16 protein-coding genes and 1 pseudogene are annotated in these 14,259 nt (G+C 54.4%); 14 read left to right on the forward strand and 3 right to left on the reverse strand.

Going from position 1 to position 14,259, the window contains the following annotated elements:
• The first annotated feature begins 31 nt into the window (after positions 1 to 31).
• From rseA to acpS, 10 genes are all read left to right on the forward strand, one after another.
• A complete protein-coding gene (gene rseA, locus CKO_RS00960) occupies positions 32 to 682 on the forward strand; it encodes an anti-sigma-E factor RseA (RefSeq protein ID WP_012131209.1) in 651 nt (216 codons plus the stop codon).
• Positions 682 to 1,638: a sigma-E factor regulatory protein RseB gene (rseB, locus tag CKO_RS00965; RefSeq protein ID WP_012131210.1), complete on the forward strand. Its 957-nt coding sequence runs from the start codon at positions 682 to 684 to the stop codon at positions 1,636 to 1,638. Before rseA ends, rseB begins: the two co-directional genes overlap by 1 nt.
• Positions 1,635 to 2,114 (forward strand): SoxR-reducing system protein RseC, encoded by a 480-nt coding sequence (rseC, locus tag CKO_RS00970; protein ID WP_012131211.1) that lies wholly within the window; start codon positions 1,635 to 1,637, stop codon positions 2,112 to 2,114. Before rseB ends, rseC begins: the two co-directional genes overlap by 4 nt.
• Positions 2,115 to 2,396: 282 nt before the next feature.
• Positions 2,397 to 4,196, forward strand: a complete 1,800-nt coding sequence (gene lepA, locus CKO_RS00975) for a translation elongation factor 4 (RefSeq protein ID WP_012131212.1) — start codon at positions 2,397 to 2,399, stop codon at positions 4,194 to 4,196.
• 15 nt (positions 4,197 to 4,211) lie between these two features.
• Positions 4,212 to 5,186 (forward strand): signal peptidase I, encoded by a 975-nt coding sequence (lepB, locus tag CKO_RS00980; protein ID WP_012131213.1) that lies wholly within the window; start codon positions 4,212 to 4,214, stop codon positions 5,184 to 5,186.
• Positions 5,187 to 5,407: 221 nt separating this feature from the next.
• Entirely contained in the window at positions 5,408 to 6,088 is a 681-nt protein-coding gene (gene rnc / locus CKO_RS00985; RefSeq protein WP_024130107.1) for a ribonuclease III, read from the forward strand.
• Complete coding sequence (era, locus tag CKO_RS00990; RefSeq protein WP_012131214.1) at positions 6,085 to 6,990, forward strand: GTPase Era; 906 nt, start codon at positions 6,085 to 6,087, stop codon at positions 6,988 to 6,990. Before rnc ends, era begins: the two co-directional genes overlap by 4 nt.
• An 11-nt stretch (positions 6,991 to 7,001) precedes the next feature.
• Entirely contained in the window at positions 7,002 to 7,739 is a 738-nt protein-coding gene (recO, locus tag CKO_RS00995; protein ID WP_024130108.1) for a DNA repair protein RecO, read from the forward strand.
• Between the two features lie 11 nt (positions 7,740 to 7,750).
• Positions 7,751 to 8,482, forward strand: coding sequence for a pyridoxine 5'-phosphate synthase (gene pdxJ, locus CKO_RS01000; protein WP_012131216.1), 732 nt, complete (start codon positions 7,751 to 7,753; stop codon positions 8,480 to 8,482).
• Positions 8,482 to 8,862: a holo-ACP synthase gene (acpS, locus tag CKO_RS01005; protein WP_012131217.1), complete on the forward strand. Its 381-nt coding sequence runs from the start codon at positions 8,482 to 8,484 to the stop codon at positions 8,860 to 8,862. The genes pdxJ and acpS overlap by 1 nt, the downstream gene beginning before the upstream one ends.
• 71 nt (positions 8,863 to 8,933) lie before the next feature.
• On the opposite strand, the gene yfhL is transcribed toward acpS, so the two are convergent.
• Both yfhL and CKO_RS01015 read right to left on the reverse strand, forming a co-directional pair.
• Positions 8,934 to 9,194, reverse strand: a complete 261-nt coding sequence (yfhL, locus tag CKO_RS01010) for a 4Fe-4S dicluster ferredoxin YfhL (protein WP_012131218.1) — start codon at positions 9,192 to 9,194, stop codon at positions 8,934 to 8,936.
• A gap of 55 nt (positions 9,195 to 9,249) precedes the next feature.
• Positions 9,250 to 10,098: a MurR/RpiR family transcriptional regulator gene (locus CKO_RS01015; RefSeq protein ID WP_012131219.1), complete on the reverse strand. Its 849-nt coding sequence runs from the start codon at positions 10,096 to 10,098 to the stop codon at positions 9,250 to 9,252.
• A gap of 115 nt (positions 10,099 to 10,213) precedes the next feature.
• On the opposite strand from CKO_RS01015, the gene murQ reads away from it, so the two are divergent.
• From murQ to tadA, 4 genes and pseudogenes are all read left to right on the forward strand, one after another.
• Positions 10,214 to 11,107: an N-acetylmuramic acid 6-phosphate etherase gene (gene murQ, locus CKO_RS01020; RefSeq protein WP_024130109.1), complete on the forward strand. Its 894-nt coding sequence runs from the start codon at positions 10,214 to 10,216 to the stop codon at positions 11,105 to 11,107.
• 1 nt (position 11,108) lies between these two features.
• Positions 11,109 to 11,210: pseudogene (locus CKO_RS23555) on the forward strand (PTS transporter subunit EIIC); the annotation flags it as partial.
• Positions 11,211 to 11,213: 3 nt separating this feature from the next.
• The gene (gene yfhb / locus CKO_RS01025) at positions 11,214 to 11,849 is read left to right on the forward strand and encodes a phosphatidylglycerophosphatase C (RefSeq protein WP_012131221.1); all 636 of its coding nucleotides are present in this window, start codon (positions 11,214 to 11,216) and stop codon (positions 11,847 to 11,849) included.
• Between the two features lie 17 nt (positions 11,850 to 11,866).
• Positions 11,867 to 12,409: a tRNA adenosine(34) deaminase TadA gene (gene tadA / locus CKO_RS01030; protein WP_012131222.1), complete on the forward strand. Its 543-nt coding sequence runs from the start codon at positions 11,867 to 11,869 to the stop codon at positions 12,407 to 12,409.
• A 36-nt stretch (positions 12,410 to 12,445) separates the two neighbouring features.
• Here the strand turns inward: tadA and mltF are convergent, their stop codons facing one another.
• Positions 12,446 to 13,993 (reverse strand): membrane-bound lytic murein transglycosylase MltF, encoded by a 1,548-nt coding sequence (gene mltF / locus CKO_RS01035; RefSeq protein WP_012131223.1) that lies wholly within the window; start codon positions 13,991 to 13,993, stop codon positions 12,446 to 12,448.
• Positions 13,994 to 14,259 lie beyond the last annotated feature (266 nt).

The raw sequence follows: 14,259 nt of genomic DNA on the forward strand, positions 1-14,259 counted from the left end.
CGATAGCGGGATACTGGAAAAGGTATTAGGCATGCAGAAAGAAAAACTTTCCGCTTTAATGGATGGCGAAACGCTGGACAGTGAGCTGCTGGAAGAACTGGCTCACGACCCGGAAATGCAAAAAACATGGGAGAGTTATCACCTGATCCGCGATTCCATGCGGGGTGATACCGCTGACGTTCTCCATTTCGATATTTCCGCCCGCGTAATGGCCGCCATCGAAAATGAGCCGGTACGCCAGACGGCGCCGCTGATTCCTGAGGCCCAGCCCGCACCGCACCAGTGGCAGAAAATGCCATTCTGGCAGAAAATGCGTCCGTGGGCGGCGCAGCTCACTCAAATGGGTGTGGCTGCATGCGTATCACTTGCAGTTATTGTTGGCGTCCAGCACTATAATGGACAATCTGAAACGTCCCAGCAGCCCGAAACGCCGGTATTCAATACATTACCGATGATGGGCAAAGCCAGTCCGGTGAGCCTGGGAGTACCTTCTGACGCGACGGCTAACGGCGGTCAGCAACAGCAGGTGCAGGAGCAGCGTCGTCGCATTAATGCCATGTTGCAGGATTACGAACTGCAACGCCGACTGCACTCCGAACAGCTTCAGTTTGAGCAGGCGCAAACACAGCAAGCCGCTGTACAGGTGCCAGGAATTCAAACTTTAGGAACGCAATCGCAGTAATGAAGCAACTTTGGTTTGCCATGTCACTTGTGGCGGGTAGCCTGTTCTTCTCTGTTAACGCCTCGGCCAATACTGCGTCCGGGGCGTTATTGCAGCAGATGAATCTGGCCAGCCAGTCACTGAATTACGAGCTGTCATTCGTCAGCATCAATAAACAAGGCGTTGAGTCTCTGCGTTATCGACATGCACGCCTGGACAATCGTCCTCTTGCACAACTGTTGCAAATGGATGGCCCGCGCCGGGAAGTGGTGCAGCGTGGTAACGAAATCAGCTACTTCGAACCTGGGCTCGAACCATTCACCCTGAACGGCGACTATATTGTCGATTCTCTGCCGTCCCTTATCTATGCCGACTTTAAACGTCTTTCTCCCTGGTATGACTTTATTTCCGTAGGCCGCACCCGCATTGCCGACAGGCTGTGTGAAGTCATTCGTGTTGTCGCGCGCGACGGCACCCGTTACAGCTATATCGTATGGCTGGATACCGAAACAAAGCTGCCGATGCGGGTGGATCTCCTTGATCGGGATGGTGAAACGCTGGAGCAGTTCCGCGTGATTTCCTTCGCCGTGAATCAGGACGTCGGTAATAGCATGCAGATGCTGGCAAAAGCGAATTTGCCGCCATTGCTCTCTGTTCCTGTGGGGGAAAAGGCGAAGTTTAACTGGAGCCCGACGTGGTTGCCGCAAGGGTTTAGCGAAGTCTCCAGCAGCCGACGCCCGCTGCCTACAATGGATAATCTGCCTATCGAGTCACGCCTCTATTCTGACGGCCTGTTCAGTTTCTCTGTGAACGTGAATCGCGCGACGCAGAACAGCACCGATCAGATGCTGCGAACCGGGCGCAGAACGGTCAGCACCAGCGTACGTGAAAACGCTGAAATTACGATTGTCGGCGAACTTCCGCCGCAAACCGCGAAACGCATTGCGGACAATATTAAGTTCGGGGCGGCACAATGATTAAAGAGTGGGCGACCGTTGTCTCCTGGCAAAATGGCCAGGCACTGGTGAGCTGCGACGTCAAAGCATCGTGCAGCAGTTGCGCCTCACGGGCCGGATGCGGCAGTCGCGTGCTGAATAAACTCGGGCCGCAAACCACACATACCATTGTGGTGCCAAGTGCCGAACCGCTGGCGCCTGGTCAAAAAGTGGAACTGGGCATTGCCGAAGGCAGCCTGCTGGGGTCAGCAATGCTGGTTTACCTGTCGCCGCTGGTTGGGCTGTTTATCTTCGCGGCGTTGTTCCAGGTACTGTTTGGTTCTGATATTGCCGCGTTGAGCGGCGCGGTGCTGGGCGGCGTCGGGGGTTTTCTGATTGCGCGCGGCTACTCGCGTAAACTGGCTGAACGCGAGGCCTGGCAGCCGGTCATTCTTAACGTTGCTCTTCCTCCCGGTCTGGTTCGCGTTGAAACACCATCTTCCGAAACGAACCCGTGATATTTTTGCCGGATGGCGGCTTCGCCTGATCCGGCCTGGGAACGATAAGCAGACCTCCCATGCCCGATAAGCTCGCGCTATTGGGCGTCATGCTTCCCTTACGACGTTTTACATCAGAAAAGCGATGCCGTTTCCGGTTCCCGCTATCCTTGCTGTATGAACATTTCCTCGCCTCAGTGTTGTAGTGTAGAATGCGGCGTTTCAGTTAAACAGACGTTAAGCTCAGAACAGCGACTTCTAAGAGCCTGCTCAGGCAGGCGTAAGGCACAATAATTACTCTATATGAAGAACATACGTAACTTTTCGATCATTGCTCATATCGACCACGGTAAATCGACGCTGTCTGACCGCATTATCCAGATCTGCGGTGGCCTGTCTGACCGTGAAATGGAAGCGCAGGTTCTCGACTCAATGGATCTTGAGCGTGAGCGCGGTATTACTATCAAAGCGCAAAGCGTGACGCTGGATTACAAAGCGGCTGATGGTGAAACCTATCACCTGAACTTTATCGACACCCCAGGCCACGTTGACTTCTCATATGAAGTTTCCCGCTCACTGGCGGCGTGTGAAGGCGCACTGCTGGTGGTTGACGCCGGGCAGGGCGTCGAAGCGCAAACGCTGGCGAACTGCTATACCGCGATGGAAATGGATCTCGAAGTGGTGCCGGTTCTGAACAAGATTGACCTGCCAGCCGCCGATCCTGAGCGTGTGGCTGAAGAGATCGAAGACATTGTTGGCATTGATGCGACCGATGCCGTTCGCTGCTCGGCAAAAACCGGCGTAGGCGTACAGGATGTGCTGGAACGCCTGGTGCGCGATATCCCGCCGCCGGAAGGCGATCCAGAAGGCCCGCTGCAAGCGCTGATTATCGACTCCTGGTTCGATAACTACCTCGGCGTAGTGTCGCTGGTGCGTATTAAAAACGGCACCATGCGTAAAGGCGACAAAGTCAAAGTGATGAGCACCGGGCAGGTTTATAACGCTGACCGTCTGGGGATCTTCACGCCAAAGCAGATTGACCGTACCAAACTGAAGTGCGGCGAGGTAGGCTGGCTGGTTTGCGCAATTAAAGACATTCATGGCGCCCCGGTTGGCGATACATTAACGCTGGCGCGTAATCCGGCAGAGAAAGCGCTGCCGGGCTTCAAAAAAGTGAAGCCGCAGGTATACGCCGGTCTGTTCCCGGTGAGTTCTGATGACTATGAGAACTTCAGGGATGCGCTCGGCAAGCTGAGCCTGAACGATGCCTCTCTGTTCTACGAGCCGGAAAGTTCAACCGCGCTGGGCTTCGGCTTCCGCTGTGGCTTCCTGGGTCTGCTGCACATGGAGATCATTCAGGAGCGTCTGGAACGTGAATACGATCTGGATCTGATCACCACCGCGCCGACCGTTGTGTACGAAGTGGAAACTACGGCGAAAGAGATTATCTATGTCGATAGCCCGTCCAAGCTGCCGCCGCTGAATAACATCTATGAACTGCGCGAGCCGATTGCCGAGTGTCACATGCTGCTGCCTCAGGCATACCTGGGCAACGTCATTACGCTGTGTGTCGAGAAGCGCGGCGTCCAGACCAACATGGTGTACCACGGTAACCAGGTGGCGCTGACTTATGAAATCCCGATGGCGGAAGTGGTGCTCGATTTCTTCGACCGCCTGAAATCAACGTCTCGTGGTTATGCGTCGCTGGATTATAACTTCAAGCGCTTCCAGGCGTCCGACATGGTGCGCGTCGACGTGCTGATCAACAACGAACGTGTCGATGCGCTGGCGCTGATCACTCACCGTGGTAATTCGCAGAGCCGTGGTCGTGAGCTGGTGGAGAAGATGAAAGAGCTGATCCCTCGTCAGCAGTTCGACATTGCGATTCAGGCAGCGATTGGCACGCATATTATTGCGCGTTCTACCGTGAAGCAGTTGCGTAAAAACGTTCTGGCCAAGTGTTACGGCGGTGATATCAGCCGTAAGAAAAAGCTGCTACAGAAACAGAAAGAAGGTAAGAAGCGAATGAAGCAGATCGGTAACGTCGAACTGCCTCAGGAAGCGTTCCTCGCCATTCTGCATGTCGGTAAAGACAGCAAATAATCCTAAGGAGTTGGCATGGCGAATATGTTTGCCCTGATTCTGGTGATTGCCACACTGGTGACGGGCATTTTATGGTGCGTTGATAAATTTATCTTCGCGCCAAAACGTCGGGAACGTCAGGCAGCGGCACAGGCCGCTGCGGGTGATTCACTGGATAAAGCCACGTTGAAAAAAGTGGCGCCTAAGCCGGGCTGGCTGGAAACAGGGGCTTCGGTTTTTCCGGTACTGGCGATTGTGCTGGTGGTGCGCTCATTTATCTATGAACCTTTCCAGATCCCGTCGGGTTCGATGATGCCGACGCTGTTAATCGGTGACTTTATTCTGGTGGAGAAATTCGCCTATGGAATTAAAGATCCGATTTACCAGAAAACGTTGATTGAAACGGGTCATCCGAAACGCGGTGATATCGTGGTCTTTAAATACCCGGAAGATCCGCGCCTGGACTACATTAAACGCGCTGTCGGCCTGCCGGGTGACAAAGTGACGTACGATCCGGTAGCCAAAGAGGTTACTGTACAGCCAGGATGCCGTTCCGGTCAGGCGTGTGAAAACGCGCTGCCGGTGACTTACTCTGACGTTCAGCCCAGCGATTTCGTGCAGACCTTTGCCCGCCGTAATGGGGGAGAAGCCAGCAGTGGGTTCTTCGAAGTGCCGTTAAACGAAACGAAAGATAACGGCATTCGTCTGGCGGAGCGTAAAGAGACGCTGGGAGACGTAACCCACCGTATTCTGACCGTACCGATCGCGCAGGATCAGGCGGGGATGTATTACCGTCAGCCGGGGCAGCAACTGGCGACCTGGATCGTACCGCCAGGACAATACTTCATGATGGGTGATAACCGCGATAACAGCGCGGACAGCCGTTACTGGGGATTTGTACCGGAAGCGAATCTGGTTGGTAAAGCGACCGCGATCTGGATGAGTTTCGACAAACAGGAAGGTGAATGGCCGACCGGCGTACGCTTAAGCCGTATTGGTGGGATCCATTAATTTCTGATAATCGTTCATGTTGTCGTCATTGCGGCGACAACATGAATTATTTATTGGATAAATCTCCGCAGACTAACGACATCCCCTGTCGTTGTGTATAGAATATTCCCCCGAAGTTTTAGGTTGGCGCCGTCAGGTTGCCACGGCACACTAAACAGCGTTGGTTTCCTCAGGTCTGTTTCGTGTGCTGAATTGTTGACGCATTCATTTATTGGTATCGCATGAACCCCATCGTAATTAATCGGCTTCAACGGAAGCTGGGCTACACTTTTACTCATCAGGAGCTGTTGCAGCAGGCATTAACCCACCGCAGCGCCAGCAGTAAACACAATGAGCGTTTAGAATTTTTAGGCGACTCGATTTTGAGCTTTGTTATCGCCAACGCGCTTTATCACCGCTTCCCGCGTGTGGACGAAGGTGATATGAGCCGTATGCGCGCCACGCTGGTGCGCGGCAATACGCTGGCGGAATTGGCCCGTGAATTTGATCTGGGTGAATGCTTACGTTTAGGGCCAGGTGAACTGAAAAGCGGCGGCTACCGTCGTGAATCTATTCTGGCGGATACCGTAGAAGCGTTAATCGGCGGCGTTTTTCTCGACAGCGATATCCAAACCGTCGAGAAGTTGATCCTTAACTGGTATCAAACGCGCCTGAATGAAATCAGCCCGGGCGATAAACAAAAAGATCCGAAAACGCGTTTGCAGGAATATTTGCAGGGTCGTCATCTCCCGCTGCCGTCTTATCTGGTGGTGCAGGTGCGCGGCGAAGCACACGATCAGGAATTTACTATCCACTGCCAGGTCAGCGGCCTGAGTGAACCGGTGGTTGGCACGGGTTCGAGCCGTCGTAAGGCGGAGCAGGCTGCCGCCGAACAGGCACTGAAAAAACTGGAGCTGGAATGAGCGAAGATAAAAGCTATTGCGGATTTATTGCCATCGTCGGACGTCCGAACGTAGGCAAATCCACCCTGTTGAACAAGCTGCTCGGACAGAAGATCTCGATCACGTCCCGTAAAGCGCAGACCACGCGTCACCGTATCGTTGGTATCCATACCGAAGGGGCGTACCAGGCTATCTATGTTGATACGCCGGGGCTGCATATGGAAGAAAAACGCGCCATCAACCGCCTGATGAACAAGGCGGCAAGCAGCTCGATTGGCGACGTTGAGCTGGTCATTTTTGTCGTGGAAGGCACCCGCTGGACGCCGGACGACGAGATGGTGCTGAATAAACTGCGCGACGGTAAAGCGCCGGTCATTCTGGCCGTTAACAAAGTGGATAACGTACAGGAAAAGGCCGATCTGCTGCCGCACCTGCAATTCCTGGCAAGCCAGATGAACTTCCTCGATATCGTGCCTGTTTCTGCGGAAACTGGCATGAACGTGGATACCATCGCTGGTATCGTGCGTAAGCACCTGCCGGAAGCGACTCATCACTTCCCGGAAGATTACATCACCGATCGTTCACAGCGCTTTATGGCGTCTGAAATCATCCGTGAAAAACTGATGCGTTTCCTCGGTGCCGAACTGCCGTATTCCGTAACCGTTGAGATTGAACGTTTCGTTTCTAACGAACGCGGCGGTTACGATATTAACGGCCTGATCCTCGTTGAGCGCGAAGGGCAGAAGAAGATGGTCATTGGCAACAAAGGGGCCAAAATCAAGACCATCGGTATCGAAGCGCGAAAAGACATGCAGGAAATGTTCGAAGCGCCGGTACACCTGGAACTGTGGGTGAAAGTGAAATCCGGCTGGGCCGATGACGAGCGTGCGCTGCGCAGTCTCGGTTATGTAGACGACCTCTGAGTTAGCACTACGTGGAAGGCTGGCAGAGAGCTTTCGTCCTGCATAGTCGCCCCTGGAGCGAAACCAGCCTGATGCTGGACGTCTTCACGGAAGAGTCGGGACGCGTGCGTCTGGTTGCCAAAGGCGCACGCTCTAAACGTTCCAGTCTGAAAGGCGCATTACAACCTTTTACGCCACTGTTGCTCCGCTTTGGCGGGCGCGGCGAGGTGAAAACCTTACGCAGCGCTGAAGCGGTCTCTCTGGCGCTCCCCTTAAGCGGTATCACGCTTTATAGCGGTTTGTACATCAACGAACTGCTTTCCCGCGTTCTGGAATACGAAACGCGCTTCTCTGAACTCTTTTTTGATTACCTGAACTGTATTCAGTCGCTGGCTGGCGCGACCGGTTCGCCCGAACCTGCGCTTCGCCGTTTCGAACTCGCCCTGCTGGGGCATCTGGGCTACGGCGTGGATTTTCTGCATTGCGCAGGGAGCGGCGAGACGGTCGATGACACCATGACCTACCGCTATCGCGAAGAGAAGGGATTCATGGCCAGCGTGGTCATTGATAACAGCACCTTTACCGGGCGGCATCTGAAAGCGCTGGATGCACGAGAATTTCCTGATGTTGATACGTTGCGCGCGGCGAAACGCTTTACCCGCATGGCGCTAAAGCCGTATCTTGGTGGTAAGCCGTTAAAAAGCCGGGAACTGTTTCGACAGTTTATGCCGAAACGGCCAGGGCGGGCAGAAAATACGAATAATGATTAACGAGGATTGTCATGGCTGAATTACTGTTAGGCGTCAACATTGACCATATTGCCACTTTACGTAATGCGCGTGGTACTGCTTACCCGGACCCGGTACAGGCGGCGTTTATCGCCGAGCAGGCGGGGGCGGATGGTATAACCGTACACCTGCGCGAGGATCGTCGCCATATTACCGACCGTGATGTACGCATTTTGCGCCAGACGCTGGATACGCGTATGAATCTGGAAATGGCGGTGACTGAAGAGATGCTGGCGATTGCCGTTGAGACGAAGCCGCATTTTTGCTGCCTGGTGCCGGAAAAACGTCAGGAAGTGACCACCGAAGGCGGGCTGGACGTCGCGGGTCAGCGTGACAAAATGCGTGATGCCTGCAAACGGCTGGCAGATGCAGGCATTCTGGTATCGCTGTTCATTGATGCCGATGAAGAACAGATTAAAGCCGCTGCGGACGTTGGCGCACCGTACATTGAAATCCATACTGGCTGTTATGCGGATGCCAAAACGGATGCTGAGCAAGCGCAGGAACTGGCGCGTATCGCCAAAGCGGCGACGTTTGCGGCAAGCCTGGGGCTGAAAGTGAACGCCGGTCATGGCCTGACCTATCACAATGTGCAGGCCATTGCCGCACTGCCGGAAATGCATGAACTGAACATCGGTCATGCCATTATTGGGCGGGCGGTCATGAGCGGCCTGAAAGAGGCGGTCGCCGAGATGAAACGCCTGATGCTGGAAGCGCGCGGCTAATGGCGATTCTGGGGTTAGGCACGGATATTGTGGAGATCGCCCGCATTGAGGCGGTGATCTCCCGTTCTGGAGAGCGCCTGGCAAGACGCGTGCTTAGCGACAACGAATGGGCTATCTGGGAGACGCATCAGCAACCGGTGCGTTTTCTCGCCAAGCGTTTTGCGGTAAAAGAGGCGGCGGCAAAAGCGTTCGGCACCGGCATTCGCAACGGGCTGGCGTTCAATCAGTTTGAAGTGTTTAACGATGAGCTGGGTAAACCGCGTTTGCGTTTGTGGGGCGAGGCGTTGAAACTGGCGGAGAGGCTGGGCGTGGCGCATATGCATGTGACATTAGCGGATGAACGTCATTACGCCTGTGCGACGGTGATCATCGAAAGCTAGATTCGGGTCTTTGTAGGCCGGATAAGGCGTTTACGCCGCCATCCGGCCTGGCGTCATTCCATCAGGGAGAATTACAGCTTATCCGCGTGATGCATCAGAACAAACTTATCCCACAGCTGTTCTTCCGTTTCGACATGCGCCGGGTCTTTGAGAATGGTATTGGGGATCGGGCACACCTTCTGGCAGGTCGGCGTTTCGTAATGGCCCACGCATTCGGTGCACTTGTCGCTGTTAATCTCGTAAATGCTGTCGCCCATTGAAATCGCCTCATTCGGGCATTCAGGCTCGCACATATCGCAATTGATACACTTTTTAGTGATTAACAGGGCCATCAGGAAACTCTCAAAACATCACAAACCGGGCGGGCATTATACGCGCATTCTTTGCTCAGACCAGTTTTTTTACCAGGGCCTCACTGTGGCGAATACGCTCCGGCGCGCGCCCCAAATCCTGCTGTACCAGCGCCATAAAGAGCAAATCCGTCAACATCGTCTGCGCATGCGTAGAGGAGATTGCGGCGCTGCGCGTGGCCTGCTCTTCGGCGATCGTATACAGGCAACGAGTGGCGCGTTGTTGCAGGGCATTCGGTGTAAAGCCGGTGATCGCCAGAACCTTTCCTCCCACCCGCAACGTTTCATCCGCCGCCATATTCAACTCTCTGCGCTCGCCGCTATAGGAGATAGCCAGCAGGAGATCGTCCGGCGCCAGCGCCTGCACGGTGGCTAACAGCGCATGCATATCGTGTTCGGCGACGACATTGAATCCTATCTTCATCAGCTTCCAGGCGAAGTTCTGCGCCACCAGGCCCGATGTGCCAATACCGGTTATGACAACACGCCGGGCATTGCGCAGCATCATGACGCTTTCGAACAATTTCTCTTCGCTGTTAACATCGAGCGTTGCGTGCATTGCGGCGACATTTTCCTCGATCAATTTTTCGCCGACAAGCCGCATCGGATCGTCGCCCCGGATCTGATTATGTACCGGAATAGAGTGAGGATTTGGATTGCTGGCCAGCGCTTCGCTGATCGCCAGCTTCAGTGCCGGAAAGCCTTTAAAGCCCAGTTTCTGCGCGAATTTCACCACGCTGGACTGACTGACGCCCGCCTCAACGGCAAGCTGTTGTGAGCTGAGATGCCGTGTATCATCCGGCTGAGCAAGAATATAATCAGCAAGCTTTTTATCGCTTTGTGCGAGGTCCGGATAACGCTGACGTATACGAATCAAACAGTTCATGAGGACTCCTGGCGAAAAACATGACGGGGATCATAAAAAGATTTTCCCTCGCCCGAAAGAATATAATATTCCATTATTATAGTTATTATGAATTAAAAATTCCTAAGGAACAAAAATGAATCTCGGCTCGTTAGTTTCAGAAACCCGCAATCCACAGACTATGGATCTTGACGCACTCCCTACGCTTGAGCTGGTTCATCGTTTTAATCAACAGGATACGCTTGTAGCGCAAGCAGTAAAAGAGACGCTGCCAGACGTTGCCCGCGCGGTAGATGCCGCCGCCGACGCCTTAAAGGCGGGAGGGCGCATTATTTATATGGGCGCAGGCACCAGCGGACGCCTTGGCGTTCTGGACGCCTCCGAATGCCCACCAACGTTTGGCGTACCGCACGGGCTGGTGATCGGGCTGATTGCCGGCGGGCCCGGCGCGCTGCTGAAAGCGGTGGAAGGCGCGGAAGACAGTCAGCAGTTAGGGGAGGACGATCTCCTGGCGCTTAACGTGACCGCGCAGGATCTGGTTGTCGGGCTGGCGGCGTCCGGTCGTACGCCGTACGTCATTGGCGGGTTGAAATACGCACGTCAGGTGGGCTGCGTCACGGTGGCTATCTCCTGTAATCCCGATTCTCCCATCGCGCGTGAGGCTGACATCGCCATTTCGCCGGTCGTTGGGCCGGAGGCGCTAACCGGTTCGACGCGACTGAAATCCGGTACTGCGCAAAAACTGGTGCTCAATATGATCTCCACCGGGGCGATGGTGAAGTTCGGCAAGGTGTACCAGAACCTGATGGTGGACATGAAAGCCACCAACGTTAAGCTCGTCGACAGAGCGTGCCGGATGGTGGTTGAGGCTACCGGGATTACGCGTGAAGAGGCCGAAGCGCTGCTTAAGCAGACAGATTTTGAGGTTAAACCGGCCATTCTGATGGCGCTTACCGGGCTGAATGCCGAAGACGCAAGGGCGAAATTGTCCGCTCACCAGGGATTTCTACGGGCGGCGTTAGAACGCTAACGTTACCGGAAAATTGAGGTTCTATCTGTTAGTCTATCTGGTAACGATTATCGCCGGGTTTCGGTTGACCCGGCTATTGGGCTTCAACAATCCAGAGGAGTAGGGTTTGGTTAATCACGAGCGTCGTGTCGTATTTTTTGATTTGGACGGTACGTTGCACCAGCAGGATATGTTTGGCAGTTTCCTGCGTTATCTGTTGCGTCGCCAGCCGCTGAATGCGTTGCTCGTGCTGCCGTTATTGCCGGTTATCGGGATTGGCTTGTTGATTAAAGGTCGGGCGGCGCGTTGGCCGATGAGCCTGCTGTTATGGGGTTGTACCTTCGGTCACAGTGAAGCGCGGCTCAAGGCGCATCAGGCGGATTTCGTTCGCTGGTTTCGCGATAACGTCACGGCGTTTCCGGTTGTTCAGGAGCGCCTGACGACCTATCTGTTAAGCTCTGACGCTGATATCTGGCTGATTACCGGCTCTCCGCAATCGCTGGTGGAACAGGTCTATTTCGATACGCTCTGGCTGCCGCGCGTGAACCTGATCGCCAGCCAGATGCGGCGTGGCTACGGCGGCTGGCTGCTGACTATGCGCTGTCTGGGGCACGAGAAGGTCGCCCAACTGGAACGCCAGATTGGTGCGCCGTTACGTCTGTACAGCGGCTACAGCGACAGTAAGCAGGATAACCCGCTTCTCTATTTTTGCCAGCATCGCTGGCGCGTCACGCCGCGAGGGGAGCTCCAGCAACTCGAATAGAGTTAACGATAGCGCCCATGTATAATGCGCCCGCTTTTATTACCGGAGTGTCTCCTTTGTCTGATGTTGAATTTAGCCACGAATACTGGATGCGTCATGCGTTGACGCTGGCGAAACGCGCCTGGGATGAGCGTGAAGTGCCGGTTGGCGCGGTATTGGTGCATAACAATCGCGTCATTGGCGAAGGCTGGAACCGTCCGATAGGTCATCATGATCCCACTGCGCACGCTGAAATCATGGCGCTACGTCAGGGTGGGCTGGTGCTTCAGAACTACCGTTTGCTGGATACCACGCTTTACGTGACGCTGGAGCCGTGCGTGATGTGCGCGGGAGCAATGGTACACAGCCGCATTGGTCGGGTGGTATTTGGCGCTCGCGACGCGAAAACCGGCGCGGCAGGGTCGCTGATGGACGTATTGCATCATCCGGGCATGAACCACCGCGTAGAGATCACCGAAGGTGTGTTACGCGATGAGTGCGCAGCGCTGCTCAGTGATTTCTTTCGCATGCGTCGCCAGGAGATCAAAGCGCTAAAAAAATCTTCGCAAGAATCGTTGTAGGGCGGCCAGGGCGCGAAAGCGTCCAGCCCTGTGAGATTAGTTTTCGTCTTTCTTCTTCAGTGAAAACGGCAAAGAAGGAGAGTGTGACAGGTAGTTCGATGACGGCTGCGATAAGAAAGAAGAGAAAGGAAATGTCTCCGTGTCAAACTCGGCCGGAGACACTGCCGGGTAATCCTGCGCCAGCTTTATCGCTTCTGCCGCCTGCTTCTCTTTTTCTTGCAGATAGCCGACCAGGCTAATCTGATACTTCCGAATATTTTCCACATAAGCGTAGGCTTCATGCCCGCGCGCATAGCCGTACGTCAGCTTGCTGTAATATTGTTTCTGGCTGAGCAGCGGCAGCCGTTGTTTTACATCGGCCCAGCTATCCGGGTTGCCCCTGGTTTTGACCGTCAACGCACGGGCGTCAAGCATATGCGCATAGCCCATGTTATAGGCGGCGAGCGCAAACCAGATACGCTCCTCTTCCGGCACGGTTTCAGGCACTTTGCCCATCATATCCTGGATATAACGCACACCGCCGCTGATGCTCTGTTCCGCATCGGTACGGTCCGTCAGCCCCAGACTTTGCGCGGTGTTTTTGGTGAGCATCATCAGACCGCGAACGCCCGTCGGGGAGGTGGCCAGCGGGTCCCAGTGCGACTCCTGATAGGAAATTGCGGCCAGCAGGCGCCAGTCTATCTCCTGCGCGTATTTTTCAAACAACGGCTGGAGATCGGGCAGTACGCCGTCCACGGCCCGCAGGAAGGTGCGGGTATCGACATAATCAAAATCGTCGCCGTGCCCCAGATACTTCTCTTCCATACGCGCCAGTGAGCCGTCTTCATTAATAGTGTTGAAGAAATCGAGCAGCGCAGCGGAAAGCGTGTTGTCATCGTCCAGTTGGCTAAACCAGGTGACAGGCTGCTCATCGGTGACATCCAGCGCGACGGCCAGTTCAGGATGTACGCGCTGGAACAGGCTGATCGCGACAGAATCGGCAATGGTATAGTCCAGATTGCCGCTGATGACTTCGCTGAGCAGCGCCGCTGTCCCTTTTTTGTCATCGACTTTCCAGCTTAGATCGGGAAATTTTGTCTCTTTCAGCGCCTGCAAGTCATTCACCACGACATGCCCAGGCGCGATAGAGAGCTGGCTTTCATTCACCGTGGCCAGCGTGCGAGGCCGGTATTGTCCTACCCGGTAAACCAGCTGTTGCGAAACGGAATAGTAGGTCGGGCCGGGTTGATAATTCTTCACGCGCTCGCTGTTGTAAACCAGTCCTGCCGCCAGCAGATCGGCGTTGCCGTTATCTAAATCGTCAAATAGCTGGCTGATATTCTGGCGTACGGTAATTTTCAGCTTTACGCCAAGATAGCTGGCGAACTGCTGCGCCAGTTCGTAATCCAGACCGTACTTTTTTCCGTTAATGCGGGCGTAAGTCAGCGGCGACTCTATTGTCGAGACGCGTAACTCTCCCCGCGATTGGATCGCGGCGATACGATTGTCGGCTTTGCCGAACCAGGGGATTGATGGCCAGAGGGCCGCTGCCAGCAGCAGAGTCAATATGCCGATGAACAGATAATTAATCTTTAATTTTTTCAATTAGTTAATTCTCTGAATCGTGCGTAATCTCAGCCTGCTAATGTCATTTTGGTGGGTTAAAATCATCATGAATGTGCGGCATTTTGCGCAACAATGCGCCAGTTGGCAACTAATTAGAATGATTGGCCGCACCGTATGATAAGAAAAGGCGGCGATTTTATTTCGACGCAAACGGTTTCGTCGGGGCGTCAGATTCTTTATAATGTCGCCCGTTTCCCCCCTTGCGCACACTTAAAGCGCCTCAGGCGCTTCGAAGACGAGAGACT

It is taken from the genome of Citrobacter koseri ATCC BAA-895 (genome assembly GCF_000018045.1).
Classification (GTDB): Bacteria; Pseudomonadota; Gammaproteobacteria; order Enterobacterales; family Enterobacteriaceae; genus Citrobacter_B; species Citrobacter_B koseri.

Excerpts from the sequence above, each read along its gene's own strand:
- rseA (WP_012131209.1), top strand. The coding sequence starts at position 32 with ATGCAGAAAGAAAAACTTTCCGCTTTAATGGATGGCGAAACGCTGGAC.
- rseB (WP_012131210.1), top strand. The coding sequence starts at position 682 with ATGAAGCAACTTTGGTTTGCCATGTCACTTGTGGCGGGTAGCCTGTTC.
- rseC (WP_012131211.1), top strand. The coding sequence starts at position 1,635 with ATGATTAAAGAGTGGGCGACCGTTGTCTCCTGGCAAAATGGCCAGGCA.
- lepA (WP_012131212.1), top strand. The coding sequence starts at position 2,397 with ATGAAGAACATACGTAACTTTTCGATCATTGCTCATATCGACCACGGT.
- lepB (WP_012131213.1), top strand. The coding sequence starts at position 4,212 with ATGGCGAATATGTTTGCCCTGATTCTGGTGATTGCCACACTGGTGACG.
- rnc (WP_024130107.1), top strand. The coding sequence starts at position 5,408 with ATGAACCCCATCGTAATTAATCGGCTTCAACGGAAGCTGGGCTACACT.
- era (WP_012131214.1), top strand. The coding sequence starts at position 6,085 with ATGAGCGAAGATAAAAGCTATTGCGGATTTATTGCCATCGTCGGACGT.
- pdxJ (WP_012131216.1), top strand. The coding sequence starts at position 7,751 with ATGGCTGAATTACTGTTAGGCGTCAACATTGACCATATTGCCACTTTA.
- acpS (WP_012131217.1), top strand. The coding sequence starts at position 8,482 with ATGGCGATTCTGGGGTTAGGCACGGATATTGTGGAGATCGCCCGCATT.
- yfhL (WP_012131218.1), bottom strand. The coding sequence starts at position 9,194 with ATGGCCCTGTTAATCACTAAAAAGTGTATCAATTGCGATATGTGCGAG.
- CKO_RS01015 (WP_012131219.1), bottom strand. The coding sequence starts at position 10,098 with ATGAACTGTTTGATTCGTATACGTCAGCGTTATCCGGACCTCGCACAA.
- murQ (WP_024130109.1), top strand. The coding sequence starts at position 10,214 with ATGAATCTCGGCTCGTTAGTTTCAGAAACCCGCAATCCACAGACTATG.
- tadA (WP_012131222.1), top strand. The coding sequence starts at position 11,867 with ATGTATAATGCGCCCGCTTTTATTACCGGAGTGTCTCCTTTGTCTGAT.